Raw genomic sequence first — 3,793 nt, forward strand, 5'->3', positions numbered from 1 at the left:
GCCCTAGCGGCAAACGTCTACTCTCTCAGCTGTGGGGCCCGCAATGCGGGCCCCACAGCCTTTTTGTGTGCCCGACTTCGTCTGTCCGTCGGTTTGACTGTTCCCAATGTATGGACTTTCCCCAATGTCGGGAGATTGGCCCGACATTGGGTCATGTGGGCTGATTCTCCATACATTGAGCACGAGTAATGATGTTTCACGGTGGGGGACCGTGCAGCTAACGGTGGGCAGCTCTCTGGATTCTGCTGCAGCGGTATGTTCGTGTTCGTGCAGGAGGGCAGGGGCGACGGCTCAGGGGTCGGTCGATCTGCGGGCGCGCTCGGTGGCTGGGATGGCTACGTCGGAGCGGGCGGGTGTGCCGAATGTATGGATTTTCCCCAATGTCGGGAGATTGGCCCGACATTGGGTCATGTGGGCTGATTCTCCCGACATTCGGCACAGGGATAGATGCCGTGGCAGAGCAGATGTTTGGGCTCCGATGTTTGGGCTCGAGTGTCTGGGCTTGACTGTTCCCAATGTATGGATTTTCCCGAGTGTCGGGAGATTGGCCCGACATCCGGTCACACCGGGCAGTTCTCCCGACATTGGGTACGCACCGAGCTGGAGGGCGCAGAAGGCGGTCGACAAGAACGAGGAAACCCGCCAAGCCAATGGCTGAGCGGGCCTCCTGAATACGCGATGCTCGTGCTGCGCCAAACGGCGAACGACGAGTTACGACTTATTCTCTCCTTCGGTGCTGTCCGGGGCTTCGACGCTGTCGACCGCGCTGGTATCCGATTCCTCCGATGCACTCACCGCAGCGGCCGCGGCCTCTGCTGCCGCAGCAGCGTCACTCGCCTTCGTCTCGACATCCGTAGCGAGGGTACCGAGGTAGAGCTCGATGACCTTGGGATCGTTGAGCATCGACCGGCCCGACCCCGTGTAGGCGTCCGTGCCGTGATCGAGCACATACGCCCTGTGGGAGATCTGCAGGCAGCGGCGCGCATTCTGCTCGACCATCACGATGGTCACCCCCTGCTTGTTGATCTCGGAGACGCGCAGGAATGCTTCGTCCTGCTTCACGGGCGAAAGACCCGCACTCGGCTCGTCGAGCAGCAGCACGGCTGGGTCCATCATGAGTGCACGGCCCATCGCGACCATCTGCCGCTCACCACCGGAGAGACCGCCGGCACGCTGCTTGCGACGCTTCGCCAGTTCGGGGAAGAGCGACGCAACGAATTCGAAGCGCTCGTCGAACAGCTTGGGGGACTGGAAGGCGCCCATCCGCAGGTTGTCTTCGATCGAGAGTGTCGGGAAGACGTTGTTGGTCTGCGGCACCATGCCGACACCCTTGCTGACGAGCTTGTCAGCGGAGAGCCCCGTGATGTCGTCGCCCTTCAGCTCGATCGAACCTTCGCGCACGTTCACCTGCCCGAACACGGCCTTCAGCAGCGTTGACTTGCCCGCTCCGTTCGGGCCGATGATGCCGATAAGTTCGCCCTCGTCGGCGTAAATCGAGCAGCCGTTGAGGATGTTCACGCCCGGAAGGTACCCGGCGTGGAGTTCCTTGGTTTCGAGAACTCGATCACTCATTGTTCGCCCTCCTTTGAAGACGTCGTGGATTCTTCTGAGCGCTCGGCATCGGCGATGGAACCGACGCTGTCCTCGCCGAGCTCGTCCTTCAGAGCGGCTTCCATGTCGAGCTGGCCCGTAATGGAACCGAGGTCGGTGTCGTGGTGGGCACCGAGGTAGGCGTCGATAACGGCTTGGTTCTTCATGACGTCCTCCGGGACGTCTTCGGCCACGATCTTGCCCTCGGCCATGACGACGACCCAGTCGGAGATGTGGCGAACCATGTGCATGTCGTGTTCGACGAACAGCACGGTCATCCCGTCCTCCTTCAGCGCCAGTACGTGCTCGAGCAACGACTGCGTGAGCGCCGGGTTGACGCCTGCCATCGGCTCATCGAGCATGACGAGCGAGGGGTCGCTCATGAGGGCACGAGCCATTTCGAGCAGCTTGCGCTGACCGCCGGAGAGGGATGCCGCATAGTCGTCCTTCTTCGCGTCGAGCTTGAAGCGCTTGAGCAAGTCCATCGCCTTGTCGCGATTCTCGCTCTCCTGCTTACTCCAGATCGGTGGGAAGAAGGATGCCCAGAAGCTCTCGCCTCGCTGGTCGGCAGCGCCGAGCAGGACATTTTCGAGCACCGTGAGGCGCGCGAGGCTCTTCGTCAGCTGGAAGGTCCGGACCATGCCGCTCTGCGCAGCCTTGAAGGACGGGATGCCCGCAAGGTTCTTGCCGTTGAACGACCAGGTCCCGGTGTCTGGCTTGTCGAAGCCGGTCAGGAGGTTGAACAGCGTGGTCTTGCCGGCACCGTTGGGGCCGATGAGCGCTGTAATCGCGTGACGAGGCACCTCGAGGTGCGCGACATCCACTGCCTTGAGGCCGCCGAACTGGCGGGTGACGCCGTCTGCGACGATGACAGGATCCTGCTTCGGAACCCCGGGTGCGGGGTCGCCGACGACAAGATCGGATGCTGTGAGCTTAGACATTGAACGACAGCTCCTTCTTATTACCGAATATTCCTTGCGGTCTGAACACCACCAGCAGGATCAGCGCGAAACCGACGAACACGAACGCGAGCTGTGCCGCCTGTGTCGCCGTGATGTCGCCGAAGACGCCGACATCGTGCAGCAGCCTGATCACTGCTCGAACACCGTTCAGCGTCGCCCAGAACAGAATGGCTCCGATCACCGGCCCGAAGACCGTGGCAGCGCCTCCCAGCAGCAACGCCGTCCAGAGATAGAACGTCGTCGGAGCCGCGAAGAAGTCGGGTTGGAGTGCTCTCGGCATCACGTACATGATGCCTCCGAGCGCACCGAGAACACCACCGAGGATCAGCACCTGCATCTTGTAGTTGAAGACGTTCTTACCGAGCGAGCGCACTGCGTCTTCGTCTTCACGGATACCCTTCACAACGCGGCCCCAAGGGCTGCGGAAGAGCATCCAGACGACGATGAGCGCGATCGCCACGAGTACCCAAGCGAGGATGCGGATCCAGGTGTCGTAAGCGCCCGCGTTGAAGATCCAGAAACCGTACTGGCCGGGCGGCAGCGGGTTGATGGCCTGAATGTCCGTCTTGATAGCGGCACCGGTCAGACCCTGCGAGCCACCCGTGATGGGTGTCAGTTCGGTCGTTCGCACGGTGTACCGCACGATCTCGGCCGCCGCGATGGTCACGATGGCGAGATAGTCTCCGCGGAGGCGGAGCGTCGGAATACCGAGTACGAACGCGTAGATCGACGCGGCAACCAGACCGACGATGACCGCGGAGATGAAGGACGCCGCGGGCGGCCATCCCCAGTTGGCGGTCGGAGCCGCCATCGTCGTCCAGATCGCGAAGCCGTACGCGCCGATGGCCATGAAGCCGGCCTGGCCGAAGTTCAGCAGGCCCGCGTACCCGAAGTGCACGCCGAGGCCGATCGCTGCCAGCGCGAAGGCCGCGCTCGTCGAGTCGACGAAGGCTAAGAGGAAGGGAGTGAGGATATCCATGTCAGCCGATCCTTTCCTTGCGGCCCAGAATTCCCTGTGGTCTGAAGAGCAGCACAAGGATCAAAATGAACAGGCCGACCGCGTACCGGACGTCCGCAGGCAACCAGATCGTTGAGACTTCGGTCACGATGCCGATCACGAGTGCTCCGATCAGGGCTCCGAAAGCGCTTCCGAGCCCGCCGAGCGTGACCGCCGCGAACAGCAGCAGCAGGATCTGGAACCCGGTGTCCCACCTGATCGCGCCACCGATGAAGTACGTGTA

3 protein-coding genes and 1 pseudogene are annotated in these 3,793 nt (G+C 62.2%); all 4 read right to left on the minus strand.

From position 1 onward, the window contains the following. Positions 1–711: 711 nt before the first annotated feature. Positions 712–1,572, minus strand: a complete 861-nt coding sequence (locus Q0O95_RS13500) for an ABC transporter ATP-binding protein (RefSeq protein WP_293699710.1) — start codon at positions 1,570–1,572, stop codon at positions 712–714. Next, positions 1,569–2,531 carry an ABC transporter ATP-binding protein gene (locus tag Q0O95_RS13505; RefSeq protein ID WP_293699713.1) on the minus strand — a complete coding sequence of 321 codons (963 nt, stop codon included), beginning with the start codon at positions 2,529–2,531 and terminating at the stop codon, positions 1,569–1,571. Before Q0O95_RS13505 ends, Q0O95_RS13500 begins: the two co-directional genes overlap by 4 nt. Then, positions 2,524–3,531 (minus strand): branched-chain amino acid ABC transporter permease, encoded by a 1,008-nt coding sequence (locus Q0O95_RS13510; protein ID WP_293699715.1) that lies wholly within the window; start codon positions 3,529–3,531, stop codon positions 2,524–2,526. The genes Q0O95_RS13505 and Q0O95_RS13510 overlap by 8 nt, the downstream gene beginning before the upstream one ends. A gap of 1 nt (position 3,532) precedes the next feature. Next, positions 3,533–3,793: pseudogene (locus Q0O95_RS13515) on the minus strand (branched-chain amino acid ABC transporter permease); the annotation flags it as partial.

The sequence above is a fragment of the uncultured Agrococcus sp. genome (genome assembly GCF_945915485.1).
Taxonomy (GTDB): Bacteria; Actinomycetota; Actinomycetes; order Actinomycetales; family Microbacteriaceae; genus Agrococcus.

Bases quoted from the DNA above. Each gene is read 5' to 3' on its own strand.
- Q0O95_RS13500 (WP_293699710.1), bottom strand. From the start codon at position 1,572: ATGAGTGATCGAGTTCTCGAAACCAAGGAACTCCACGCCGGGTACCTT.
- Q0O95_RS13505 (WP_293699713.1), bottom strand. From the start codon at position 2,531: ATGTCTAAGCTCACAGCATCCGATCTTGTCGTCGGCGACCCCGCACCC.
- Q0O95_RS13510 (WP_293699715.1), bottom strand. From the start codon at position 3,531: ATGGATATCCTCACTCCCTTCCTCTTAGCCTTCGTCGACTCGACGAGC.